The following is a 24457-nucleotide window of genomic DNA, read 5'->3' as shown; positions in this document are numbered from 1 at the left end:
GAGGGGGCATGCTCGCAGATCGGTCAGCAGCGCCCAACAGCACCTACCCTGAAAAAACTTCCGCCCGGGCATTCCCCGGGGCTTGGTCGACGAAAGCACAATCTCAGAGGAAATACGCTCCATCGTTTGTCTCCAGATCGCCTCAAGCCATCTTTTTCGTAGTCACCATCGATGCATAGGGCTTGATGGTCCCGGCATAGATCAGCAGCGCAAGCGCATAGAAGGCGAGCATGCAGATCAGCGCCCAGCGCAGCGATTCATTGCCCGCCCGAACGCTGAATGCATCGCTGAGAAGGCCCACCGCCAGAGGTCCCAGACCACCGCCAACGGCAGTCAGCAGCAGGTTGTAGATGGACAGCGAAGTCGCCAGACGGCTGGAGGCAATCACATTGGTCAGAGCAGCAAACACCGGCGCCGCCCAGAAGCTGGAGAAGATGGAGAACAGGCCGTAGTAGGCAATCGCATGCGGAATCTGCAGCCCGGCCAGCGCCCACTGTCCCGCAGAGTCATCCAGATAGAAAGCCAGCCCCAGCGGAATCGAAATCAGCGTCCCCAGAACCGGAATGCCAATCTGCCAGCGCACGTCCCTCCTTGCCATCAGATCGGTGACCCAACCGCTGAGCAAGGCCCCAAAAATCGCCCCCGGCCCGCCGATAAATCCCATGATGGCGCCAGCGTCCTTGAGCTGAAGACCATGGGAGCGCACCAAAAACGCGGTATTCCACATGCCGATCGCATAGCCCGAGAACGCCATCAGCATGCTGGCCAGCCCCAGGCCCACAAACGCCTTGTTGCGCACCAGGGCCGACATCACCTCGCTGAACTTCTCGGTTGCTGCCTGCACCACGGCACGACCTTCCTGCGCGCCGCGCAAGGGCTCGCGGCAAGTCAAGCGCAGCAGCAAAGCGATCAGCACGCCGGGCACAGACAGCCACAAAAAGGCCGCACGCCAACCATAGTGCTGGGCAATCCAGGCGCCCACACCCAGACCCACCAGCGAGCCCAGATGCGGGCCCAGGCTGAACACGCTCATGGCTCGGCTGCGCTGCTCGGGCGGGTAGACGTCGGCGATCATGGTGGTCGATGCCGCCGTGCTGCCCGCCTCGCCCACAGCCACGCCCACACGAGCGGCCGTCAGGCTCCAGAAGCCTACCGCCATGCCGCAAAAACCCGTGGCAACGCTCCAGCCGGCGCAGCACCAGGCAATCAGGTTGCGGCGATTGGTGCGGTCGGCAAAGCGGCCAAAGGGTACGGCCAGAATGCTGTAGAACAGCGCAAAGGCCAGACCCGTGAGCAGGCCCATGGCACTGTCCGAAACCCCCATCTCCTGCTTGATGGGCTGAATCAGCACCCCCATGATCTGACGGTCTATCATGCTCACGCCATACACGAGCAGCAGCACCAGCAGCAGATAGTGACGACGCCAGCCCGTCACATTGCTCGCCGGCAGCACCCTGACCGAAGCGGCTTGCGGCACTTGGGCCGCAGCAGATGCACTCATTTCCTGTCTCCTGAAAAACGTGATCTCCGCCACGTGGATTGAATGGAGCCTTGCATGCCCGGCAAAAAAGGACGCGGCACATTGCGGCGTGCCGCGCCAAGTCACTAGGCGAGCAGTTCGCAGAAGGGAAGGTCCTTGTCCGCACGGGGCTCGGCAGCCAGCCCCAGCACGCGTTCGCCAATGCTGTTGAGCACCACCTCGTCGGTACCGCCCGCAATGCGCATGCCGGCAGAGCCGAACCACAGGCGCTCCACCATGGCAAAACGCTCGCCAAGTTCGCTGGCGGCCAGCACGCCGCGCTCGCCCAGCAAGTCGATGGCGAAATAGCTGAAGGACTGCAGCGCGGCAGCGGCCACGTTCTTGGCGCCGCTCATTTCGGGGCCGGGCTGTCGCCCCTTGCTCAGCGCCGTCAGCGCGCGGCACTGCAGCAGCCACAGCGCCTGCTCCTTCAGATAGAGGTCGGCCCAGCGCTCGCGCAGGCGACCGTCCTGCAGCGCCGGCTTGCCGTCAAATCGATGATCGGCCAGCAGGCCCGCCGTGGTGCGCCACAGCTCGGCGGGCATCACGCCGCCAATGGCCAGGCGCTCTGCCATCAAGCCTGTCAGCGTGACCTTCCAGCCACCGCCCAGCTTGCCCACCATCTGACTGTCGGGCACGAACACGTCCTCGAAGAAGACCTCGTTGAACTCGGACTCGCCCCCTGCCTGGCGAATCGGCCGCACGGCAATGCCGGGCGAGTTCATATCGAGAAAGAAGGTGGTCAGTCCCTCAAACTTGCTTGCCTGCGCATTGGTCCTTGCCAGCACCAGACCCAACTGGGCAAACTGCGCAAGAGAGGTCCAGACCTTCTGGCCGTTGAGGATCCAGCCTTCGCGGCCATCGGTTGCACGCTCGGCACGTGTGCGCACCATGCCCAGATCGGAGCCGGCACCCGGCTCGCTCAACAGCTGGCACCAAAGGTTTTTTCCGCTCAGTGCCGGGGCCACATGCTGGCCCAGCACTTCGGGACTGGCATGTGCCATCACCGATGGCAACACCATGCCCAGGCTCACATTGAACATGCCCGTGGGCACTTTGACCTTGCCCTCTTCCTGGCGCCAGATCAGCTCCTGCATGGGTGTGCCGCCCCGGCCCCCCAGCATCTTGGGCCAGGTAATCGCACCAAAACCCGCTGCCGCCTTCTTGCCCTGCCAGAGCCGGGCTGCTTCCATGCGCTGCTCGGCAGTCATGTCGCGACCGAAGTAATCGTCGGCACTTGCCTTGGGCTGGGCATTGGCTTGCAGCCAGTCGCGGCATTCGGCACGGAAGACGGCTTCTTCGGGCGTGTCCTCAAAGTCCATGGACTGGCGCTCCGCCGCGGCCGTGCTCTGCACAATCTTCTCTTGCGCAGGAGCAAGCACCCGCTTTTGCAACTCGACCGCCACCTGCTCGCGCCAGGTGTGGATACTGCCCAGCTCCACGGCCTGCTGACGCGCGCGGCGATAGAACAGATGGCAGTCCAGCTCCCACGTATAGCCCATGCCGCCGTGGGTGTGCAGGTTTTCCTGCGCGGCATCCGACAGCGCCTGGGTGCTGCTCACGCGAGCTGCCGCTGCTGCGCCGGCCAGCTCGGGCGCACCATCAGCCAGAGCCATATCTGCCGTCAGCGCCCAGGCTCCGTAGTAGCAATGCGCACGGGCCAGCTGGTTGCTGGTGTAGAGGTTGGCCAGCTTGTGCTTGATGCCCTGATAGGAGCCAATGGGCCGGCCAAAGGCCTTGCGCTCCCTGGCATAGCTGCAGGCCATCTCCAGCGCGGCGTCGGCGGCTCCCAGCTGTTCGAAGGCCAGCATCACGGCAGCACGATTGCGCACGCGTGCCAGCACCTGAGCAGCGCTGCGGGCTCCGTCAAGCGGCTCGGCCGCCGTGCCGTCAAAGCGCAACAAGGCATAGGGCTTGGAAGGATCCAGCGTCTTGAGTTTCTTGCGCTGCACCGAGCCGTCACAGCTGAAGGCCACCAGCACATCCGCCCCCGTCGCATCGCGCGCCAGCGCCACACCCCATTGCGCGGCCATGCCGTCGGCCACCAGCGGACATTCCCCCTTCAAGGTCTTGCCGTCAAACAGGGGCAGCCCGGATGGCGGCTCCTGCCCGTCCACAGGCGCTGCCAGGCAGCCAATGCTTCCCCCCGAAACCGGCAGCAGCCATTGCCGGCGTTGCGCAGACTGATCCTGTGTAGATAACAGGACGGCCTGCACCGCCAGATACATGGTCGATGCCAGAGGCACGGGGCTGAGCTGGCGGCCCACCTCTTCGGCCACCACGCACATCTCCATGGCACCGAGGCCGATACCGCCACAGTCCTGCGGCAGCATCAGGCTGGTCACGCCCAGCTGGGCCATGCCGCTCCATACGTCCCGGGCATGGTGCCCCTCGCCGTCGAGCAAGGCACGCGCCTGGGTCAGCGGCGATTCGCGGGTCAGGAATTTGCGTATCTCGTTGCGCAAGGCGTTCTGGTCGTCACTGAAATCGAAGTTCATCTTTGTTGTCTCCACCCATTCTTCCAACGCTCAAACCACGGCGGCGGCAGCTGCGACATCCGGTAGCACCGCAGCCACACTCCACTGCCTTGCAGCGGGCGGCGCCAGGCCCAGCACCAGATCTGCGCCCTTGTCGCCAATCACCACCGATGCAGCATTCGTGTTGCCCGACACCAGATGCGGCATGACCGAGGCATCGATCACACGCAGCCCCTGCACGCCCTTGACCCGCAGGTCTGGCGTGACCACGCTTCGCGAATCGGTGGCATGGCCCATGCGGCAGCTGCCGCTGGCGTGGTGGCCCGAGCCCATGTACATGGAGATCCAGTCCAGCAGCTCCTCATCGCTTTGCAGGCCAGGTGCCGGGCGCGTCTGCGTTTCGATCAGACCGGCCAGCGCGCTCTGGCGGGCAATCGTGCTGGCCATGCGTACTCCATGGAGCAACGCCTTGCGGTCACGCTCGTCATGCAGAAAGTTCATGCGAATGCTGGCCAGTTCCTCGGGATGGCGGCTTCTGAGCCTGAGCTGCCCGCGTGAATAGGGCCGCACCTGATAGGGTGCCATCGTCATGCCGGGGAAGGCTTCGGTGCGGTAGTTCCTGCCGCCCCGCATATAGCCCTCGATATCGCCGGTCACGGGCAGGCCGTGAATCTGGATGTCGTTGTAGGGCAGGCTCGCATCGCTGCTGAACCAGGCGGCAAACTCCGAGGCCGGCATGGCCATCGCGCCCTGCCTGGTCAGCAGGTACTGAATGAGCGAAGCGCCAATACCCAGGCCGCGCAGCGAGCGGTTGAGGCTGGGCGTGCCGGCCTTCATGCGCCAGGACATGGGGACAATCGCATGGTCCTGCAGATTGGCGCCCACTCCGGGCAGATCCACCTTGACCTCGATGCCCATCTCCTGCAGGTGCGCTGCCGGGCCGATGCCCGAAAGCATCAGCAACTGGGGCGACTGCAGGGCCCCTGCACACAGCAGCACTTCCTTGCCTGCGCAGGCGGAGTGGCTTGCGCCGGCTTGGTCCTTCCAGTGCACCGTGCTGGCGCGCAGCCCGTCCAGGCCTATGCGGGTGACCAGCACCTGCATGCGCACATCCAGATTGCGCCGCTGCATGGCGGGCTCGATGGCGTTCCTGGCCACCGACGAGCGCTGACCATTCTTGAGATTGACCTGAAACAGCCCTGCCCCGTCGGGGTGGCCGTTGTTGAAATCCTTGCAGGCGGGCATGCCGGCTTGAATGGCGGCCTGCACCATGGCCAGCGATACCGGATGTGGGTTGTGCAGATTGTTGGCCGTCAGTGGCCCGCCGCGCCCGTGCCAGGGCCGGGTGAATTCCTGTTCGCTGCTCTGCTGGTCTTCGGTGCGCACAAAGTAGGGCAGCAACTCGTCATAGCTCCAGCCCTTGGCCCCTTGCTCGGCCCAGCTGTCGAAGTCCGCCCGATCGCCGCGCACATAGATCATGCCGTTGATGGAGGATGAGCCCCCCAGGCGCTTGCCTCGCGGCAGGCTGATGCGGCGCTTGGCGGCGTACTGCTCGGGCTCTGTTTCGTGCCCCCAGGAATACCGGGGGCTGTTGATCATCTGGCCCCAGCCCGAAGGCATGGAAACCAGCAAATCCTTGTGGCTCGCGCCGCCTTCGAGCAGCAGGACCTTGTGCTCGCGGTTCTCGCTCAGCCGCGCAGCCAGTGTGCCGCCCGCCGAGCCCGCGCCTATGACGATGTAATCGAAGACTTCATCCATGGCTTGTCTCCATTGATGTATTTATCGGATGAGTGTCTGCACCTGGGGCAAGCCCTGGCCCGCCCCTTGCGGCACGTTGGTGCTCTTGTCAGGCTCTTGCGCTCTTGCCGTAGAAGGTCTGCCCCCTGGCCGCCATATCGCGCAGCAGCTGCGGCGGGCGCAGTTGCTCGCCGAACAGATCGGCCAGACGGTCGGCCTCGGCCACGAACTGCGGCAGACCTATGCCGTCGATAAAGCAGAACGGGCCGCCTGTGTAGGCCGGAAAGCCCACGCCCAGAATCGAGCCGATGTCGCCGTCGGCCGGTGCCAGCAGCACGCCCTCCTCCATGGCACGCGCTCCTTCGACGGCCTGCACATAGAGAATGCGCTGCTTGAGATCGTGCGCGCTGGGCTGCAGGGCTTTGAGCGGGTAATGCCCGGCCAGGCCCGGCCAGATGCGCTTGCCGCTGCCACCCTCACTGGGGTCGTAGTCATAGAAGCCCTTGCCCACCTTGCGGCCCAGGCGGCCCAGCTCGAACAGCTTGCCGATTACCGGCACGGAGCGACCGGGCCGGTACTCCTCTGGGAACTCCTTGGCCTGGGATTCGCCCGCATGCTTGGACAGATCAATCGACAGCTCATCGGTAATCGCCAGCGGCCCCACGGGCATGCCCGCATGTTTTGCACAGTTCTCTATCAATGCAGGGGCAATGCCTTCGGCCACCATGCCGATGGCGTCATCCACAAACGCGCCGATGAAGCGGCTGGTGAAAAAGCCGCGCTTGTCGTTGACGACAATGGGCGTCTTCTTGAGCTGAGCCACGAAGTCCAGTGCCTGCGCCAGCGTGGCATCCGATGTCTGCTTGCCGCGAATGACTTCCACCAGCGGCATCTTGTCGGCCGGCGAGAAGAAATGCAGACCGATGAAGCGATCGGGCCTGTCGCTCGCCTGCGCCAGCAGGCTGATGGGCAGGGCCGAGGTATTGCTGGCCAGCACGCAGCCAGGCGGCAGCACGGCGTCCAGCTTGCGGGTCACTTCGGCCTTGATGGCACGGTCTTCGAACACGGCTTCGACCACCATATCGGCATCGCGCAGCAACTCGTAGTCGGTGCCGGGCGTAATGCGCGCCAAAATGGCATCGGCCTTCTCACGCGTCTGGCGGCCCTTGTCCACCTGTTTGGCCAGCACCTTCTCGGAGTAGCGCTTTCCCTTGTCCGCAGCGGCCTGATCCCGGTCTATCAGCACCACCTGGATACCGCGCTGGGCTGCCACCAAGGCAATGCCCGCGCCCATCATGCCTGCGCCAATCAGACCCAGCTTGCGGCATTTGAAGGGCTCGAAGCCTGCAGGACGGTGCATGCCTTTTTCGGCCTTGGTCTTGTTGACGAAGAGCGTGCGGATCATGCCGCGCGCCACGGGGCTGCGCGACAGCGTGGCCATGTACTTGCTCTCGATGCGCAGGCCCTTGTCGATGGGCAGCTGGCAGCCTTCGTAGATGCAGCTTTGAATGCACAGCGGCGCCGGCATATTGTGAAAGGTCTTGGCCTGCAGCAGGGTGTTGCCCACCACGAAAGCCGGGGCCACGCGCGCATCCAGCGGGCCGCCACCGGGAATGCGAAAGCCTTTCACGTCCCAGGGCTGCACCGCCGTGGGACTGGCCAGCAGCCAGGCCTTGGCAGCGCCCAGCAACTGCTCGGGAGCCACCACCTCGTCCACCAGACCCGCTTCCCTGGCCTTCACGGCCTGCAGCTGCTTGCCTTCCATCAGAAAAGGCATGGCGGCCAGAATGCCGATCATGCGCGGCAGGCGCTGGGTGCCGCCGGCGCCGGGCAGCAAGCCCACTTGCGCCTCGGGCAGGCCGACCATGACCGTGGGGGCATCGGCGGCAATGCGGTGGTGGCAGGCCAGGCAGATTTCATAGCCACCTCCCAGTGCCATGCCGTTGATGGCCGCCACCAGCGGCTTGCCCAGACTCTCCAGTTTGCGCAGCAGCCTGGAAAGCGATGCGCAGGAGGCGAACAGCTCCTCGATGGGCATGTCCGCCATGGCGTCGATATTGGCCTCCATGCCCATCAGGTCGGCCCCCGCGACAAAGCTGTCCTTGCCCGAGGTGATGATGCCGCCGCGCACCCGGTCGTCGCCTTGCATGCGTTCAATACAGGCCTGCAGGCTGTCCATGAAGGCCTGGTCGATCACATTCATGGTCTTGCCGGGGTAATCCAGCGTCAGCGTGGCAATGCCATCCTCATCGACGGCGTAGCGAATGATTTCTGTTGTCATGACTTGTGCTCCCTCATTCACACGCGTTCGATGATCATGGCCGAGCCCATGCCCGCCGCAACGCACAGACTGATCAGCGCCGTGCGCTTGCCGGTGCGCTCCAGCTCGTCCAGCACCGTGCCCAGAATCATGGCGCCCGTCGCTCCCAGCGGGTGGCCCATGGCAATCGCTCCGCCGTTGACGTTCATGCGCTCATGGGGAATGTCCAGCTCCTCCATCATGGTCAGCACCACCGTGGCAAAGGCCTCATTGAGCTCCCACAGATCGATGTCGGAAGCCTGCATGCGCGCCCGGGCCAAGGCCTTGCGTGCGGCAAGGGCCGGGCCGTCCAGCATCAAGGTCGGCTCGGAGCCGATGCTGGCAAAGGCGCGGATGCGGGCCCTGGGCTTCAGGCCCTGCCTGGCACCGGCCTCGGCCGTACCTATCAGCACGGCAGCCGCACCGTCGACAATGCCCGAGCTGTTGCCGGCATGGTGATGATGGTGAATCTGCTCGACCTGCGGATAGCGCTGCAGCGCCACGCTGTCGTAGCCGTATTTCTGGCCCATCTCTGTAAACGCGGGCTTGAGTGTCGCCAGCGACTCCACCGAAGTCCCGGCTCGAATGGTCTCGTCCTTTTCCAGCAGCGTCATGCCCAGGAAGTCCCTGACAGGCACGACAGACCTGTCAAAGCGACCTTCAGCCCAGGCCGTGGCCGCACGACGATGGCTTTCAGCCGAGTACGCATCCAGATCACGGCGGCCGTGGCCACGCAGCGATGCCAGCAGATCGGCCGAGATGCCCTGCATCACGAAATAGGTCTTGCTGGCCAGCTGCGGGTCCTGCGCCCAGGCACCACCGTCCGAGCCCATGGGCACTCGGGACATCATCTCCACACCGGCACCGATGACCATATCGGCCTGGCCCGCCATCACCTTGGCCGCGGCAAAGCTCACCGCCTCCAGGCCCGAGCCGCAGTAGCGGTTGAGCTGCACGCCGGCCACGCTCTGCGCATAGTCGGCCTGCAGCACCGCCATGCGGCCCACATTGCCGCCCTGCTCGCCCACGGGCACCACACAGCCCATGACCACATCGTCCACCACCGCCGTATCAAGCCGATTGCGCTCACGCAGCGCCACCAGTGGCTGCGCTGCCAGCCAGACCGGCGTCACCTCATGCAGCGCTCCATCCGGCTTGCCCTTGCCTCTGGGGGTACGGACATGGTCGAAGATCAATGCCTCCATCTGCTTTCCTCACATCACCAGGTTGTTATCGAGTTCTTTTTCAGATTGCCATACGGCTTTTGCTCCAACCTACCTGATTCAGACTAGGGGCAGACTATGAGAAAAACCGGCCACAACCGCCCCTGGCGGCACATGGCTTGCCTCTGCGGACGCGAAAGCCGGTTTGCGCCGCGACAATGCCCCCAGCGGGGGCTTTGTCGCCCTCGGAGCCACAGCTCGCGGTCTCTTGAGTGACAAAAAAGCCTCCCGGCTTTCACCACCGCAATGCCGTCGAGCAAGGCTGGCGGGCTCAGGCCACCAGACCACCGCCGCTGACCAGCGCCACTTTCCCGTCCAGCCTGAACATGTCTTGCTCTGCTTTTCTATGGAATATCCAGTGTTGGCCTGGCATGCACCCCGGACATACTCCAAACGGACGGGTCCAAAACCGGCAGGATCCACAAGATAGAAAAGTCAGACACCCAACAGGAGACCGACTTGAGCACAGAAAACCCGTCCCAGGGCCAGAACGCTGGCCCCTTGTCCGGAATGCGCGTCCTCGAATTTGCCGGCATAGGCCCTGCACCCTTTGCCGGCATGATGCTGGCCGATATGGGCGCCGAAGTGATTCTCATCGAGCGCAGCGCCGACCATGCGGCGGCATCCCGCTACCCGCGCATGGCGCAGAACCGGGGCAAGAAGTCCATCGCACTGGACCTCAAGTCCGAGGCCGGACGCGCCGCCGCCTGGAAGCTGATCGAGTCTGCCGATGCACTCATCGAAGGCTTCAGGCCCGGCGTGATGGAGCGCCTGGGCTTCAGCCCCGAGGAAGTAGCCCGCCGCGCGCCCCGGCTGGTCTTTGGCCGTGTCACCGGCTGGGGCCAGACCGGCCCGCTGTCCCAGGCCGCCGGTCATGACATCAACTATGTGGCGCTGACGGGCGTGATGTCCACCTCCATGCGTCCCGGACAGGCTCCCGTGCTGCCACCGACCATCGTGGGCGATATGGCGGGCGGAGCCATGTTCCTGCTGTTCGGCATCATGTGCGCCATGCACGAGGCGCGAAAGTCCGGCAGGGGTCAGGTGGTGGACGCGGCCATGATCGACGGAGTGACCGCCATGAGTGGCCTGATGCACCAGATGCGCGGCGCCATGGGCTACTGGAAGGACGATCCCGCGCAGAATCATTTTCTCAACACTTCCCCCTTCTATGAAGTGTTCGAGTGCGCAGATGGCAAGCACATCACCCTGGGCGCCATCGAGCCGCAGTTCTATGCCTTGCAGCTGCAAAAGCTGGGCCTGACCGATGTCGATCCCAAGCGCCAGTACCAGAGCTGCGACTGGCCCGAAGTCAAGGCCCGCGTGGCAGAAATCGTGTGCAGGAAGACGCAGGCACAGTGGTGCGAAGAGCTCGAAGGCAGCGATGTCTGCTTTGCCCCGGTACTGAGTCTGGCCGATGCACCCGCTCACCCGCACAACGCCCAGCGCAATCTGTTCATCGATCTGGAAGTGGACGGCAGCACCCAGCGCCAGCCCTCACCGGCCCCACGCTTTTCACGCACCCCCGCGCGCAGCCCCACACCGGGAACCAGGATCGGGCAGGACACCGATGCCGTGCTCGCATCCCTGGGCTATGCCAGGGCAGATATTGCAGCGCTGCGCGATAGCGGGGCCTGCGCCTGAACCCCGGCGCAGAATATACGCTATAGAAAATATAGCTTCTACCGCCTTTGTTTATTGAATTTCAGATACTTTTTATATTGAAACTCATATAAATCATACGGTAGTAGCTATCATTAATTATCAGTCTGCGGGGCACGCCACTATGCAGCGGGCGCGCTGGAGAGAACGACCTTGTTGCGCCCGGTCATCTTGGCGCCATACAGCGCCTTGTCGGCCGCACGCAGCACCTCCTGCATGTCCAGATCCTTGCCCGGCACCCAGGCCGCACAGCCAATGCTGACCGTGATGCAGCCGAATTCGCTTCCGGTGTGCGCAATCGCAAGTTCAAAGACCGCCTCCCGGATGTTCTCCGCAATCAGCGCGCCCCCATCCAGGGCCGTGTCCGGCAGCACCACGATGAATTCCTCCCCCCCATAGCGGGCCGCGCTGTCCTCGGGGCGTCGGATATTGTTGGCAACGCACCTGGCCACGGTAGCCAGAACCGCATCCCCGGCCTGATGCCCGTAGGTGTCGTTGTAGGCCTTGAACCAGTCGATATCCACGAACAGCAGCGAGAAGGCGCTGTGACTTCTTTTGGCCCTGTGCCACTCGTACTCGATGATCTCGTCGAGCTTGCGGCGGTTGTTCAGGCCGGTCAGGCCATCGGTGCGCGCCAGCAGCGCCAGTTCGGACTCTGCGCGCATGCGGCGCTTGAGCTGCACTCCGAACGCGAAGGACAGGCCGATGAACGCCATGGTGAGCGCTCCCATGACCGAGGTAATCAGCAAGGCTCTCTGTCGCCAGACCGCGTAAATATCGGAATGCGCCTTGGCGACCATGATGATGAATGGCAGGCTGGGCAGATTCTTGAAGTAATACGCCCGCTGAGCACCATCAAGGTAGGAGGTATCCGAAAAGCTCCCTTCGGGTGCCGACATGAACTGCTGGAACGTGCTTGCATTGCGGATATTGCGCCCGATGACTTTTGCATCGAAGGGCTGCCGCATCATCATGGCCCCGTCTTTCCTTATCAAGGCCAGCGATCCGTGTTTACCTAGCGAAAGCACGGAAAACAGTTTCTGAAAGTACTCCAGCTGAACATCAATCAGCACAATGCCGGCGAAAGAGCCGTCTGCATGGGAAATCCGACGGCTCAGAGGAATGCTCAGGGAGCCACCATGCAGCATGGATGAATAAGGGTCTCCCACGTAGAGACCGATGCTCGGGCTCTCCTTATGCACTTTGAAAAAGTCATAATCCGAGTAATGCCCGTTCGCCGAATTCTCGCCCCCTGCATTCAGGACAATTTTTCCGTCTGCGTCAAGAACCAGGATGGATCCCAGATAGCTCGCAGTTGCGGCCTTGTCGAACAAGGCCGCATTACGCACATGCGGCGAGGCAGCCATCACTTCGGAATCGTTGAGTCCATCGACCACGGCTTGCAACGACAGTGCATAGAGCTCGAAGTTCCGCACCACATCGTTTTCAGCAAGAAGCGCCACATTGCGCGATGTCTCTATCGCATGCTCCATTGCATCCAGTCGACTCTGATAGAGGACTACGGTACAGATCGCCGTCATTGACAGCGCAATAATCCCTCCCACCACGAGCATTGCATAGGGCGCACGAGAGATGAAGTTGAAGTGATCAAAAGCAGGCTTGCGAAATAGTTTCATGTCGTTGCTTTATTTGAGCGAGCCGGTCACATTTCTTCCGTTTAGCCATGCAGGTGCTTTCTTCCGTAGGAACACCGAATACTCCCCCCCGCGCCCCGTCATTCTGCCTTGGTTTCTCCAGTGAGGGTCGGGGCTTATCTTGCTGTGACTGGCTGGCATTCGCGCCGCGACCGCCAGCTTGTTTTCAAACGATTGAACTTGCGTGGATGGAATATGCGAGAAGCAAGCCAGCGAGACAACAGGACCATCCTGCACAGACAAGCTGCACGCAAGCAGCCTGAACCGGGCCTCCCATCGACCGGCTGCGCGAGGTGTTTTTGCACGGTCATAGTTGAAGGCAGATTGTCCGACTCTGCTCCAAATGCAAAAAACGGGCCGAAGCCCGCTTTTCATTTCCACCAACCGTCTTCACTTGTTGCCCAGCCAGGCCACGCTGTTGAGGAAGATACGCACCAGCTCGGTCTGGCGGCGCACCCCCGTCTTGGAGAAGATGGAGCGCAGATGGGCTCGCGCCGTATTGCGGCGGATGTTGAGCGCTTCGGCGGCCTCTTCCAGCGACAGGCCGTTGGCCAGCTGGATGGCCAGCGAGGTCTCGGCCGGCGTCAGCTGGAACAGCTGCTGAGCCAGCTTCAGGGGTGGGTCGGCCTTGCCACCGGTGTCGCGTACAAAGACGGCGACACTGGGGCGCTGCTTGCCCTCGGTCCACTCGTCGGGCGAGATGCTTTGCACCACCACGCCCCAGTTGAGCTGGCCGGACTGGCGGCTGACCGACATGCCTTCGGTCATCGACAGGCGCGAGACCTGGGTATGCATGAGCGCATCCTTGATCAGGCGCTGCAGCTTGCGGTTGTCGTTGGCGTAGTTGGCCTCCAGCATGCCGCCGGAGATCTTCAGGCCGTCCTGCATGTCCAGGATGCTGGCCGCAGCGGGATTGCACTCCAGCACATTGCCGTTCTGATCGAGGATGACCACCCCCACCATCAGCTGGGCCGTGGCCTTGCTGTAGAGGGAGATGACCTGACGGTCCTGGTTCACCGACAGATGCAGATTCAGCGCGCGCTTGATGTGAGGCAGCATCATGGAGCCGAAGGCACGCTCCTGCTTGTTGAAGGCCGGAGCCCCTTCGGGCCGCGTGATGCGCAGACCGTAGACGCAGCGGTCCTTGGTGACGATGTCGGCAGCCATCACATGAAACACCTGCAGCTGCTTGCACCAGTCGTTGTAGTAGCTTGAAGCGCGCCACTCGGACTCGGGCATCACATCCCCCACCGTCACGATGCGGTCGGTAGGCATGCTGCGAAACGGGCTCATGCTGATCTTGGGACAGTTGGGCATCAGATCGCGGCGGTCGCCTGCGGCCGAGACGATCAGCCCCACATCGTCGGCGGAGCCGGGGCGCACTATGAGCGAAGCGTAATTGCCGCCCAGTTGCAGACGCAGGGTCTCCAGAAAAGGCTTCCAGCCTTCTGGGTCCATGGCAGCTTCATAGAGCTGACTGATCAGCGAGCTGAACTGCTCGGCGCTCACGAAGGGCGCATCGGCCGATGCGCGCACGGGAGCCGGGGTGTCGAATATGGGCACATCCTTGATCACGCAAGCGATGGAGCTCGGCGTGTAGGTGGAAAAGCCCATCTTGGCGAAAGCGCTGTCCATCATGTTCAACTCCTTGGTTGAAGGTTGGTTGCAGACAGATAGGCTCAGTTCAGCTCAAACAGGCCGGCAGCGCCCATGCCGCCGCCGATACACATGCTCACCACCACAAAACGCACGCCACGGCGACGCCCCTCCAGCAGGGCGTGACCCACCAGGCGGGCGCCCGACATGCCAAAGGGGTGGCCGATGGAGATCGCGCCGCCGTTGACGTTCAGGCGCTCATCGGGAATGCCCAGCTTGTCGCGGCTGTAGATCACCTGGCAGGCAAAGGCCTCGTTGATTTCCCACAGGCCGATGTCGCCAACCGTCAGCCCATGCTGCTTGAGCAGCTTGGGGATGGCATAGACGGGACCGATCCCCATTTCATCGGCACGGCAGCCTGCCACGGCCACACCGCGATAAGTGCCCAGTGCCGCGAGGCCACGACTGCGAGCTTCATCAGCGCTCATCACCACACAGGCGCTGGCACCGTCGGACAGCTGGGATGCATTGCCGGCCGTGATGAACTGGCCTTGCTCCACCCATTGGCCGTTCTTCCAGACAGGCTTGAGCTTGGCCAGACTCTCCAGCGTGGTGTCGGCACGATTGCCCTCGTCGCGGGTCAGCGTGACTTCCTCGCTGCCGGCGACATTGCCTTCCTTGTCAAACAGCTGCCTGACCGTGGTCAGCGGCACGATTTCATCGTCGAACAGACCACGCTGCTGTGCAGCGGCCACGCGCTGCTGGCTGCGCAGCGAGTACTCGTCCTGGGCTTCACGACTGATGCCGTAGCGCTGACTGACCAGCTCGGCCGTCTCTATCATCTGGATGTAAGCTGTGGGCTCTGCGGCCAGCACCGCCTTCGACTGGGCTCGGTACGAATTCTTGTACTTGTTCTGTACCAGGGAGATGGACTCCAGGCCTCCGGCCACAGCGATATTCATCTCGCCGGTCATGACACCCTTGGCAGCCGTAGCAATGCTCATCAGGCCCGATGCACACATGCGGTCGATCACCATGCCGCCCACGGATTCCGGCAGGCCGGCGGTATAGCCGCACAGACGCCCCAGGTTGTAGCCCTGCGTGCCCTGCTGCGCGGCAATGCCCAAAATGACATCATCCACATCCGCACCAGCCACACTCACCTTGTTGAGCGCCGCGCGAATGACGTGTCCGCCCAGCACCGGAGCTTCGGTGTCGTTGAAGGCACCACGGTAAGCCTTGCCTATGGGGGTACGTGCCGTCGAAACGATGACTGCGTCTTTCATGTCTTTGTCTCCTAACTTTCTTGTCGTCGCGCCCTGGGCAGCTTTTGCTGCCGTATCGAGGTCGGCCACTCTGCTGGCGGCTCGTCCCTCCTCACAAAAAATGCAAACGTCCACCGAAGCAGGCGCTTGCACACACTCAATTTTCCGGGATAAAGAACAGCCTGCTGATGGTTTCAACCACACAGCCGGGTTTATCCTGATCCTTGACCTGTACGGTGATCCGGATCGTGACCTGTACGCCGTCTTCCCCGATCGGCGTCGCCGCCACCACCTCGCCACTGCCACGCACGAAGCTGTTCACCAGCACCGGAGCCGGAAAACGCACCTTCTCGCAGCCATAGTTGACGCCCATCTTCAGCCCCTGATAGCTGACCAGCTGAGGCAAAAACAGATTGGCCAGCGACAGCGTCAGATATCCATGGGCCACGCAGGCGCCGAACGGGCCGCTCCTGGCCTGCTCGGGGTCCACATGAATCCATTGGTGATCGCCCGTGGCATCGGCAAACTGATTGATGCGCTCCTGCGTGATCTGCACCCATTCGGTCTCGCCCAGCTGACGTCCCACCGATGCCTGCACCGAGGCTGCCGAGTCAAACAGCATCTTGTCTGCGACTGCATTCATGCTCAGGCCCTCTGCGAGCTGACGGAAACCACTTCACCCGTCATGTACGAGGAGTAGTCGCTGGCCAGGAAGATCATCACGTTGGCCACTTCCCAGGGCTCGGCACCACGGCCAAAGGCTTCCTTCTCGGACAGCTTGGCCAGCAGCTCTTCAGAGGCGGACTTCTTGAGGAAGGCGTGAATGGCGATGGAAGGCGCCACGGCGTTGATACGGATGCCGAATTCGGCCGCTTCCAACGCCGAGCAGCGTGTGAGGGCCATCACGCCTGCCTTGGCGGCGGCGTAGTGCGCCTGCTCGGTCTGAGCGCGCCAGCCCAGCACCGAGGCGTTGTTGACGATCACGCCCTTGCCGCGTGGCTGCATCAGCTTGAGCGCTGCGCGCGTCATGCGGAAGGTGCCGGTCAGCGTGATGTCGATGACCTTGTTCCACTCGTCATCGCCCATGTCGACGACCTTGCAGCTGGTGCCCAGACCGGCGTTATTGATCAGCACATCGATCCCGCCCATGGCGCTGTCGGCTTCGGAGATCAGTGCCTGAACCTGTTCTTCCTTGCTCACATCGCAGAGCTTGCCAAAGACCTGGGTCAAGCCCGTATCCTTTTTGATCTGCTCCACGGCTTCGGCCAGCCGGCGCTCATGCACATCGGAGATGAACAAGGCCTTGCAGCCCTCCTCTGCTGCTCGTTTTGCAGCTGAAAAGCCGATACCGGCGCCAGCAGCAGCGGTAACGAGCACAGTTTTGCCTTTGAGCAGGCCATGGGGAGCAACGTAGGAAGGAGCGCTAGTCATTTGTCATTCAGAAGGTAGTTACCCTGATCTTCCGGCTCCCGCTGCGCTGCAGCATCGTCACTTTGGACGATAGGTCATTCCCTAGTGTCGCTGGACCGACATTTCAAACGCAAAGACGCCGTAAACCTCCAGGGGTCAACCCTTGATTTACGGCAGCTTTACGTCAGCCAATCAGAGTCATCACCCGCACAAAGACGAACACTCCAAGCACCTGGAATCAGCGCGGCATGCCCAGCGCACGCTCGGCCATGAGGTTCATCTGAATCTCGTTGGTGCCGGCGTAGATGGTGTCGGCGCGGCTGACCAGCCACAGTTGCTGCAGGACAGCAAGCGCAGGCTCCTTGAGCACCAGCTCGCCCTGCTCGCCAAGCACATCCATGGCCAGCTCGCCCAGATCACGGTGCCAGTTGGACCATGCGTATTTGGAGACGGAAGCCACACGCAAGGGCGTGCTCTCATCGCTGGAGCGCAGCGCATGGGCGCGCAGAGTCTGCAGGCCCATATCGGCCTTGGCCAGGCGCTGACGGATCAGCGGGTCACGGGCCGCGCCGTTGCGCTTGGACAGGGCGATGATCAGGTCCAGCTCATGACGGAAATGCGCCTGCTGACCCAGCGTGGAGGCACCGCGCTCGCAGCCCAGCAGATACATGGCGACCTTCCAGCCATCGCCCACGGGGCCCAGGTGCAAGGTGCCTTCGGTGCGTGCACCGTCGAAGAAGACTTCATTGAATTCCGAGGTGCCGGTGATCTGGCGGATCGGACGCACTTCCACGCCCGGCTGCCTGATAGGCACCAGCAGCAGCACCATGCCGGCGTGGCGCGCGCTGACCTCTGCCGCTGCGGCCTCATCGGTGCGAGCCAGTACAAACACCCATTCGGACTCATGGGCCCAGGAGGTCCAGACTTTCTGGCCATGGATCACCCATTCCCCCGTGTCCGCATCGCGGCGGGCCCTGGTACGGATGCCGGCCAGGTCGGAGCCCGCGCCGGGCTCGGAGTAGCCCTGAGCCCAATAGTCGGTGCCGGCCAGAATGCCTGGCAGGAAGCGCTGTTTCTGCTCGGCCGTGCCAAAGGCCATCAGCGTAGGGGCCAGCAGGGTCTCGCCGATATGGCCGATACGGCCTGGGCCACCGCAGCGCACATACTCCTCGTGGAAGATGACTTGCTGGGCCAGCGGGGCGTTACGACCGCCATACCGGGCCTCCCAGCCCAGCCCTGTCCAGCTGCCCTTGGCCAGCTCCTGCTCCCACTCCTTGGCCAGTTGCGCGTCATACCCCTCGGCACCCAGACCGCTGGCATGCTTGAGCGGGGCGAACCGCCCTGTCAGATGTTGCGCCATCCATTCACGCACTTCAGCGCGAAAGGCTTCATTGATTTCCGACTCCTGCATCTTCATGCTGCCTCCGTCACGCTCTCGTCCAACAAACGCGCAGCCACCAGCTCGCGCCACTGCTCCACCGTGCCCATGCGCTGGCTGGATGCCTGCGCGCGGCGAAAGAACAGATGCGGATCGAACTCCCAGGTAAAGCCCACGCCGCCGTGCAACTGAATGCTTTCACGCGAGGAAAAGAGAGCAGCCTCCGTCGCATCTGTGCGGGCTTGCGCTGCAAAATACGTCAGATTGTTTGCATCACCAGTGGTATCAGCTATGAAAGCTGCAGCATAGACGGCTGATCTGGCCGTCTCCACCTTCACCAAAATCTGCGCTGCACGGTGCTTGACGCCTTGGAAGCTGCCCACGGCTTTTCCAAACTGCTGACGCTCCTTGGTGTAATCCACCGCCAGATTCAGCGCGCGATCGGCCACACCGACCTGCTCGGCGGCCAAGCCAATCGCCGCCAGATTGCGGGTCTGAGCCCACAGTTTTTTGAGCGCGTCGCCATGCACCAGAACGGCAGCGCCGCTCAGGTTTACATTCACGGCAGCCACATTGGCGCTGCTGCGCGTGGCATCTACCGTCGTCAGCGCCTGCACGCTCAGGCCTTCAGCCTTGGCGGACACTTCCAGCAGGCCCAGCGAGCCGCAAGGCAGCGTGGCGGGCAGCAAAAACACATCGGCGTGCGAGCCCGAGCCCACTTGATTCCACTGGCCGTTCAGCACCAGCGTATCGCCTTCAACCGTCACCGTCGCAGCAGCAGGCAGCTCGCCGCGCACCGTCATGCCCAGCACGCAGATCTGGCCCGAGGCCGCCAGCCGCTCCACCACGGGCAAGCCCTGCTCGGTCTGACTCAGCGCCTGCCACAGTGGAGTGACGGCGACAACAGCATCAAAAAACGGCACGCAGGCCAGGTGGTAGCCCATCTGCTCTTGCAGCAGCACCAGCTCGCGCCAGCCCAGGCCCATGCCGCCTGCGGCTTCGGGCAGCGCCACGCTGCACCAGCCCATGTCCACCACTTCCTGCCATAGAGCGCGGTCCAGGCCCCCTTCTGTTTCTGAGACTTTGCGCACCTGCGCCGTGCTGCTTTTTTCCTGCAGAAACACCGCCGCGCTTTCGGCGATCATTTTTTGTTCTTCGTTCAGACTTAAATCCATGATGGCTCGCGTCCTGAGTTCTTCATCGAATGGGAAGGCCAGGCCCCACGACCCGGCTGTTTCTTGCGCTCAGGTCCCGTAGACCTTCTGAGGAGCCTTGCCCTCGGCGATCAGCCGATCGACCACACCAGACAGCTCGGCAGGCTCCCAGCGCGCCTGCTTGTCATTGACCTTGCCGGTGAACCAGCCGTCGGCCACGGACAGCTCGCCGCCCTTGGCTTCAAAGCAGCGGCCCGTCACATGCCTGGACTGGCTGCTGCCCAGCCAGACGACGATGGAGGCCACGTTCATGGGGTCCCACACATCAAAGCCGGATTCGGGCTTCTTGACCATATCGGGCATGGCGCCTTCGGTCATGGAGGTGCGCGCGGCAGGTGCCAGACAGTTGGCTGTGATGCCGTAGCGCGCCAGCTCCGCAGCCTGCACCAGAGTCAGACCGGCGATGCCGGCCTTGGCTGCGGCATAGTTGCTCTGACCGATGGAGCCTTGCAGGCCCGCGCCGGAGCTGGTGTTGATGATGCGCGCATCCACGTCCTTGCCGGCCTTCTTCTGATCGCGCCAGTAGCTGCCAAACACCTTGGCCATGCAGAAATGTCCGCGCAGATGCACGCGCATGACCATATCCCAGTCCTCTTCGGACAGGCTCAGGAACATGCGGTCACGCAGCACGCCGGCGTTGTTGACGATGACCTGCACATCGCCAAAGGCGGCCAGTGCCGCATCGAGAATCGATTGCGCTCCGGCCACGGTGGTGATGTCGCCCGTGTTGGCCAGGGCCTTGCCGCCAGCGGCCCTGACTTCCTCGGCCACGGCCTGAGCGGCTTCGGCACGGATGTCGTTGATCACCACATTTGCATCCTCTTGCGCGAAGGCCAGCGCATAAGCGCGGCCCAGGCCACCGCCTGCACCGGTGATGACGACGGTTCTCTGGTTGCAAATACCCATTTCTTTCCCCTTTTGCTTGCAATGCAGACAAGCTCATGGCCGTCTGCCTTTTTGAAATTACGCTTTGAAAACCGACAGATCAGGCTGACGATGTGCCCAGGCAGCGGCCTGCTCCAGCTGCGCGGCCAGCGCCAACAGGCGCCCTTCGCGGCCAAACGGCGCAGCGAAGTGCGCCCCCACGGGCAAGTTGTCCCTAGTCCAGTGCATGGGCACAGACATGGCGGGCTGGCCCGTCATATTGAAAAGCGCGGTATAGGGCGAAGCCTTGACGGCTTCGCGCGCGAATGAGTCATAAGGCTGGTCCAGCGTCAGCACACCCAACAGCGGTGGCGGCACGGCCATCACGGGGGTCAGAATCAGGTCGTACTTCAGAAAGAAGCGGTCCAGAATCTGGCCGGCCGTATCGAAGTTGGTACGCGCCATCAGCATCTGCTCGGCGGTATAGGACTTGGCCTTTTCCAGATACAGCCAGTCCATCTGCTCTAGCTCATCCTGGCGCACTGCGCGACCGAGCAGCTTTTCGCGCGCACGGATGCTGGCCATCATGCCCACGGATGTCACCACGCCCAGGCCCGAGAACACCTCAGCCACAGGCAACTCCGGCATGTCTTCCACGATTTCATGTCCCAGCGCCAGGCAGGTCTTGATGGCCTTGTCCACCGCAGCCTGACAGTCCGCATGTACGGGAATGCCAAAGTAGTTTTTGGACCAGACGGCAATCCTGAGCTTCTTGGGCGGCTGTTTGAGGGCGTCCAGATAGCTGCCCTCCACGTCGCGCGGCGGCACGGTGCGCGAGCCGGGCTCACGCCCCTGCGTCAGATCGAGCAGGTGAGCGCTGTCGCGCACGCTGCGACTGATGACATGGTTCATGGACAAGCCCATCCAGCCTTCCATATTGGCCGGACCGGTAGGCAGACGGCCACGGCTGGGCTTGAGGCCAAACAGGCCGCAGTGCGAAGCGGGAATGCGGATGGAGCCGCCTCCATCGCTGGCATGGGCCACGGGCACAATGCCTGCGGCAACCACCGAGGCCGCACCACCCGAGGAGCCGCCTGTCGTGTGGGCAGCATTCCAGGGGTTGGGCGACTTGCCGTAGAGCAAGGACTCGGTCGTGGGCGTCTGGCCGAACTCGGGCGATGCCGTCTTGCCGAAGATATTGAGACCGGCCGCCTTGTAGCGTGCCACCAGGGTGCTGTCGTACTCTGCCACGGCTCCCTTGAAAAAGCGGCAGCCATTGGTAGTGATCGTTCCCTTCAGATACTGGTTCAGGTCCTTGAGCAAAAAGGGCACGCCCCACATGGGCGCCCTGGCTGTGGCTTCGGCACGCGCAGCGCTGCCCAGAGCCGACATCTGCCTGGCCTGATCACGTGCCAGCTCGTAGTCCTTGATGACCACTGCATTGAGCTTGGGCAAGGCCTCGGTGCGTGCAATCGCTGCTTCCAGCGCTTCCAGCGGCGTGATATCGCCCCGGCGGATCTGTTCTGCCCAGGCGTAGCCATCCACCGCAGTCGCCTCATTTTTCTTCTGTGCGGCCATCGCCGGCATGGTCGCGGCGGCGGCTGCGGCACCTGCGCCCTGAATAAAGCCGCGACGATCCACACCTTGATTCAATGTATCCATGGTCTCCATCCTTTTGTTGTTCGGGATTCATGTTCCGCGTGCGGACAGTCAGGCACCCGATGCGGGGCCGGCGCTGGCTGTCGCGTCGTCTTGCATGTCCTTGTCTCCGCTGGTTTTCTGGACGACTTGCCCAGGTGCTCACACCTGAAATCCGGGGCGATGCAGGCACTGCAGTGCCTGCATGAGCGCCCTCAGAGACGTTCGATGATGGTGACGTTGGCCTGACCACCACCTTCGCACATGGTCTGCAGCCCATAGCGACCGCCCGTGCGCTCCAGCTCGTGCAGCAGTGTGGTCATGAGCTTTGCGCCCGAGGCTCCTAGCGGATGACCGAGCGCAATCGCGCCGCCGTTGACGTTGGTCCTGCCATGGTCGTAGCCGGTCTCCTTGAGCCAGGCCATGACCACGGAAGCGAAGGCCTCGTTGATCTCGACCAGGTCGATGTCGGACATGGTCATGCCAGCCTTCTTGAGCGCATGCTCCGTGGCGACAATCGGAGCGGTCAGGTGCCAGATGGGGTCATCGGCGCGCACGCTCATATGGTGAATGCGGGCGCGTGGCTTGAGGTTGTAGCGCTTGAGAGCGGCTTCGGACACCACCAGCACCGCAGCCGCTGCATCGCAGGTGGAGCTGGAGACAGCTGCCGTGATGGAGGGATAGCTGGGGTCCACCGGCTCCAGAGTGGCCATCTTCTCCAGAGTGGAAAGGCGAGCCGTCTCGTCCATCCTGAAATCGCCGAACGGCACGATTTCACGGTCGAAGCGGCCCTCGGCAATCGCATTCAAAGCGCGGTCGTGGCTTTGCTTGGCAAACACTTCCATGTCGGCACGACTCACACCCCAGTGATCGGCAATGCGCTGGGCGGCATAGAACTGGTTGACGGGCGCGTTGCCGAAACGGGCCTGCCAGCCCTTGCTCTCGGCAAACGGCGTGGTAAAGCCCAGGGGCTGACCGGCGAGCATGGCCGAGGAGATGGGAATGGCGGTCATGGTCTGCACGCCACCGGCCAGCACCACGTCCTGCGTGCCGCTCATCACGGCCTGGGCCGCAAAATGAATGGCTTGCTGGGACGAGCCGCACTGGCGGTCGATCGTGGTGCCGGGAACGTTCATGGGCATACCGGCTGCCAGCCACGAGGTGCGGGCAATATCACCGGCCAGAGAACCGATGGTGTCCACGCAACCAAAGATCACATCGTCGTAATCGGCTGCGGGAATGTCGTTGCGCTCGACCAGCGCTTTGATCACATGGGCGCCGAGGTCGGCACCGTGCACGGTGGCAAGAGAGCCCTTGCGCTTTCCGGTAGGAGAGCGCAGCGCATCAACGATATAGGCCTGGGCACTCATGCAGCCACCTCTTCAGCAATGTTCTTGATGGCATCTTGCGCAAAGCAGGAGGCACATGAATCGATTTCTCGATCAAAAGTCGATCCGGGCCCCACAGGGGCATTGGGACTTCGCAGCAGGCCCTGAGTCAGGCGGGCTGCATGGTATGCCTTGTCGCCCCAGGCCGCGTCCAGTACCCAGGCGCGCTTCATGAACATCTGCAGATCGACTTCCCAGGTGTAACCCATGGCGCCATGCACCTGCAGACTGTTGCGTGCCGCAAACCAGCTCGCTTCGCTGCACTGGAGCTTGGCGTGCGAGATACGCACGGCCAGATCGGGTTCGCCGTGCTGCAGCGCATAGAAGGCACGATAGAGCACGGGTTTGGCAAACTCGATCTTGGTGACAATGTCCGACAGGTGGTGCTGCACGGCCTGAAAGCTGCCGATGACCTTGTCGAACTGCTTGCGCTGCGCCACATAGTCCACCGAAAGGTCCAGCATGCGCTGAGCCAGGCCCAGCATCTGGGCAGCTGCGGCGAGTGCACCGCGCTCGCCGGCAGTGTCCCAGACCTTCTGGCCCTGAGTTCCATCGAGCAAACGGGTGGCATCGGATGCCGTCCAGCGTACCCGTGACAGACGACGCGAGGAGTCAATGCTGCTCAGCGCCGTGATCTCGCACTGTGCGGGCCTGACCAGGTGCAGTTCCAGGCCGGTGGCCGTGGCATGGGGCAGCAACAGCACATCGGCCAGTGCGGCGTCCGCCACATTAAGGTTGACGGGATGGCCCACGGCCACGCGGCAGCTGCCTTCGGCAATCCTGGACAGCCAGACACGGCTGTCATGTCCTTGCGGCAATGCACTCAGCATGCCCACGGCCACATAGGCCGTGTCGGTCAAGGAATCGGGCAGCGCGTAATAGCCCACTTCCTGCAGCAGCAGCGCCCAGTCCACATCGGCCATGCCCATGCCGCCATCGGCTTCGGGGGCGGACAGCCCCATCAGGCCTTGTTCTGCAATCTTGGCCCACAGCTCGGGGCTGCGACCGGTCGGGGTTTCCCAGATGTCGCGCAGCAGCTCGGGGGCAGCTTCGGTCATCAGAAAGCGGCTGATCGAGTCACGGAATGCGATTTGATCTTCGGTAAAGGTGAAGTCCATGGTTGTCTCCCTGC

General features: G+C 62.8%; 17 protein-coding genes. 1 reads left to right on the top strand and 16 read right to left on the bottom strand.

Features of this window, described 5'->3' with window-relative positions; genetic code table 11:
* Window positions 1-142: 142 nt before the first annotated feature.
* From AC1RTQ_RS20560 to AC1RTQ_RS20540, 5 genes are all read right to left on the bottom strand, one after another.
* The gene (locus tag AC1RTQ_RS20560; protein WP_492878452.1) at window positions 143-1501 is read right to left on the bottom strand and encodes a spinster family MFS transporter; all 1359 of its coding nucleotides are present in this window, start codon (window positions 1499-1501) and stop codon (window positions 143-145) included.
* A 104-nt stretch (window positions 1502-1605) separates the two neighbouring features.
* Window positions 1606-4017, bottom strand: a complete 2412-nt coding sequence (locus AC1RTQ_RS20555; protein ID WP_492878450.1) for an acyl-CoA dehydrogenase family protein — start codon at window positions 4015-4017, stop codon at window positions 1606-1608.
* A gap of 30 nt (window positions 4018-4047) precedes the next feature.
* Window positions 4048-5754, bottom strand: a complete 1707-nt coding sequence (locus AC1RTQ_RS20550) for a GMC family oxidoreductase (RefSeq protein WP_492878447.1) — start codon at window positions 5752-5754, stop codon at window positions 4048-4050.
* 88 nt (window positions 5755-5842) lie between these two features.
* A complete protein-coding gene (locus AC1RTQ_RS20545) occupies window positions 5843-8014 on the bottom strand; it encodes a 3-hydroxyacyl-CoA dehydrogenase NAD-binding domain-containing protein (RefSeq protein ID WP_492878445.1) in 2172 nt (723 codons plus the stop codon).
* A gap of 17 nt (window positions 8015-8031) precedes the next feature.
* Window positions 8032-9237, bottom strand: coding sequence for an acetyl-CoA C-acetyltransferase (locus tag AC1RTQ_RS20540; protein WP_492878443.1), 1206 nt, complete (start codon window positions 9235-9237; stop codon window positions 8032-8034).
* A gap of 528 nt (window positions 9238-9765) precedes the next feature.
* Between AC1RTQ_RS20540 and AC1RTQ_RS20535 the strand changes: the two genes are divergently transcribed.
* A complete protein-coding gene (locus tag AC1RTQ_RS20535) occupies window positions 9766-10899 on the top strand; it encodes a CaiB/BaiF CoA transferase family protein (RefSeq protein ID WP_492878622.1) in 1134 nt (377 codons plus the stop codon).
* A 140-nt stretch (window positions 10900-11039) separates the two neighbouring features.
* Here the strand turns inward: AC1RTQ_RS20535 and AC1RTQ_RS20530 are convergent, their stop codons facing one another.
* The 11 genes from AC1RTQ_RS20530 to AC1RTQ_RS20480 all read right to left on the bottom strand — a co-directional run bounded on the left by AC1RTQ_RS20530 (window position 11040) and on the right by AC1RTQ_RS20480 (window position 24443).
* On the bottom strand, window positions 11040-12491 hold the full coding sequence (locus tag AC1RTQ_RS20530) for a sensor domain-containing diguanylate cyclase (protein ID WP_492878620.1): 1452 nt from the start codon (window positions 12489-12491) through the stop codon (window positions 11040-11042).
* Between the two features lie 471 nt (window positions 12492-12962).
* Window positions 12963-14210, bottom strand: coding sequence for a LuxR C-terminal-related transcriptional regulator (locus AC1RTQ_RS20525; protein ID WP_302091736.1), 1248 nt, complete (start codon window positions 14208-14210; stop codon window positions 12963-12965).
* A gap of 41 nt (window positions 14211-14251) precedes the next feature.
* Window positions 14252-15454, bottom strand: coding sequence for an acetyl-CoA C-acyltransferase (locus AC1RTQ_RS20520; protein WP_492878441.1), 1203 nt, complete (start codon window positions 15452-15454; stop codon window positions 14252-14254).
* A gap of 136 nt (window positions 15455-15590) precedes the next feature.
* Window positions 15591-16076: a MaoC family dehydratase gene (locus AC1RTQ_RS20515; RefSeq protein ID WP_492878439.1), complete on the bottom strand. Its 486-nt coding sequence runs from the start codon at window positions 16074-16076 to the stop codon at window positions 15591-15593.
* Between the two features lie 2 nt (window positions 16077-16078).
* A complete protein-coding gene (locus AC1RTQ_RS20510; protein WP_302091739.1) occupies window positions 16079-16864 on the bottom strand; it encodes an SDR family oxidoreductase in 786 nt (261 codons plus the stop codon).
* 217 nt (window positions 16865-17081) lie between these two features.
* A complete protein-coding gene (locus AC1RTQ_RS20505) occupies window positions 17082-18260 on the bottom strand; it encodes an acyl-CoA dehydrogenase family protein (RefSeq protein WP_492878436.1) in 1179 nt (392 codons plus the stop codon).
* On the bottom strand, window positions 18257-19366 hold the full coding sequence (locus AC1RTQ_RS20500; RefSeq protein WP_492878618.1) for an acyl-CoA dehydrogenase family protein: 1110 nt from the start codon (window positions 19364-19366) through the stop codon (window positions 18257-18259). The genes AC1RTQ_RS20505 and AC1RTQ_RS20500 overlap by 4 nt, the downstream gene beginning before the upstream one ends.
* Window positions 19367-19465: 99 nt before the next feature.
* Window positions 19466-20341, bottom strand: coding sequence for an SDR family oxidoreductase (locus AC1RTQ_RS20495; protein ID WP_492878434.1), 876 nt, complete (start codon window positions 20339-20341; stop codon window positions 19466-19468).
* Between the two features lie 57 nt (window positions 20342-20398).
* A complete protein-coding gene (locus tag AC1RTQ_RS20490; RefSeq protein WP_492878432.1) occupies window positions 20399-21961 on the bottom strand; it encodes an amidase in 1563 nt (520 codons plus the stop codon).
* Window positions 21962-22152: 191 nt separating this feature from the next.
* Window positions 22153-23307, bottom strand: a complete 1155-nt coding sequence (locus AC1RTQ_RS20485) for an acetyl-CoA C-acetyltransferase (protein WP_302091744.1) — start codon at window positions 23305-23307, stop codon at window positions 22153-22155.
* Complete coding sequence (locus AC1RTQ_RS20480) at window positions 23304-24443, bottom strand: acyl-CoA dehydrogenase family protein (protein ID WP_492878430.1); 1140 nt, start codon at window positions 24441-24443, stop codon at window positions 23304-23306. The genes AC1RTQ_RS20485 and AC1RTQ_RS20480 overlap by 4 nt, the downstream gene beginning before the upstream one ends.
* Window positions 24444-24457 lie beyond the last annotated feature (14 nt).

The organism is Comamonas sp. GW821-FHT11H03 (genome assembly GCF_058807955.1).
The sequence above is the reverse complement of the archived record's forward strand: the minus strand, read 5'-3'. Positions and strand labels throughout refer to the sequence as shown.

What these genes read in the sequence shown, in the direction of transcription:
- AC1RTQ_RS20560 (WP_492878452.1), bottom strand. Translation starts at nt 1,501, where the DNA reads ATGAGTGCATCTGCTGCGGCCCAAGTGCCGCAAGCCGCTTCGGTCAGG.
- AC1RTQ_RS20555 (WP_492878450.1), bottom strand. Translation starts at nt 4,017, where the DNA reads ATGAACTTCGATTTCAGTGACGACCAGAACGCCTTGCGCAACGAGATA.
- AC1RTQ_RS20550 (WP_492878447.1), bottom strand. Translation starts at nt 5,754, where the DNA reads ATGGATGAAGTCTTCGATTACATCGTCATAGGCGCGGGCTCGGCGGGC.
- AC1RTQ_RS20545 (WP_492878445.1), bottom strand. Translation starts at nt 8,014, where the DNA reads ATGACAACAGAAATCATTCGCTACGCCGTCGATGAGGATGGCATTGCC.
- AC1RTQ_RS20540 (WP_492878443.1), bottom strand. Translation starts at nt 9,237, where the DNA reads ATGGAGGCATTGATCTTCGACCATGTCCGTACCCCCAGAGGCAAGGGC.
- AC1RTQ_RS20535 (WP_492878622.1), top strand. Translation starts at nt 9,766, where the DNA reads ATGCGCGTCCTCGAATTTGCCGGCATAGGCCCTGCACCCTTTGCCGGC.
- AC1RTQ_RS20530 (WP_492878620.1), bottom strand. Translation starts at nt 12,491, where the DNA reads ATGCTCGTGGTGGGAGGGATTATTGCGCTGTCAATGACGGCGATCTGT.
- AC1RTQ_RS20525 (WP_302091736.1), bottom strand. Translation starts at nt 14,210, where the DNA reads ATGATGGACAGCGCTTTCGCCAAGATGGGCTTTTCCACCTACACGCCG.
- AC1RTQ_RS20520 (WP_492878441.1), bottom strand. Translation starts at nt 15,454, where the DNA reads ATGAAAGACGCAGTCATCGTTTCGACGGCACGTACCCCCATAGGCAAG.
- AC1RTQ_RS20515 (WP_492878439.1), bottom strand. Translation starts at nt 16,076, where the DNA reads ATGAATGCAGTCGCAGACAAGATGCTGTTTGACTCGGCAGCCTCGGTG.
- AC1RTQ_RS20510 (WP_302091739.1), bottom strand. Translation starts at nt 16,864, where the DNA reads ATGACTAGCGCTCCTTCCTACGTTGCTCCCCATGGCCTGCTCAAAGGC.
- AC1RTQ_RS20505 (WP_492878436.1), bottom strand. Translation starts at nt 18,260, where the DNA reads ATGAAGATGCAGGAGTCGGAAATCAATGAAGCCTTTCGCGCTGAAGTG.
- AC1RTQ_RS20500 (WP_492878618.1), bottom strand. Translation starts at nt 19,366, where the DNA reads ATGATCGCCGAAAGCGCGGCGGTGTTTCTGCAGGAAAAAAGCAGCACG.
- AC1RTQ_RS20495 (WP_492878434.1), bottom strand. Translation starts at nt 20,341, where the DNA reads ATGGGTATTTGCAACCAGAGAACCGTCGTCATCACCGGTGCAGGCGGT.
- AC1RTQ_RS20490 (WP_492878432.1), bottom strand. Translation starts at nt 21,961, where the DNA reads ATGGATACATTGAATCAAGGTGTGGATCGTCGCGGCTTTATTCAGGGC.
- AC1RTQ_RS20485 (WP_302091744.1), bottom strand. Translation starts at nt 23,307, where the DNA reads ATGAGTGCCCAGGCCTATATCGTTGATGCGCTGCGCTCTCCTACCGGA.
- AC1RTQ_RS20480 (WP_492878430.1), bottom strand. Translation starts at nt 24,443, where the DNA reads ATGGACTTCACCTTTACCGAAGATCAAATCGCATTCCGTGACTCGATC.